The sequence below is a fragment of the Peribacillus sp. SIMBA_075 genome (genome assembly GCF_046534585.1).
The window spans coordinates 1-310 of sequence record NZ_JAWRYN010000336.1; the positions used below are offsets into that span (position 1 = coordinate 1).

At 27.7% G+C, this 310-nt stretch carries 1 pseudogene; it reads right to left on the bottom strand.

From position 1 onward, the window contains the following. A pseudogene (locus tag SB775_RS28470) lies at positions 1–310 on the bottom strand (ABC transporter permease); the annotation flags it as partial.

Below are 310 nucleotides of genomic sequence, written 5' to 3' on the forward strand. Positions count from 1 at the left end.
ATTTTTCGGTGTCATTACTAATACTTTTTAATATATTTTTCGTTGGAATAATTGCATTTTCCCAATTATCCACGAAGTAATTATAAACTGTAATGGTTTCAATATGAGGAATCATAGTATCGATTGCATAATCTTGCATAATAACTAAATTTGCTAATGCAAATGGTGGTGCTATTCCTTTGTTAATAAATCCCTTTATATAAAACTCCTTTTTATTGGATTCAAGCGTAATTGTATTTTGTTTTACAAATGGATTTGATACAAGGTTAATAGCTCTGGTGAATAGCCAGAAATAATGTAAACTTCTTTT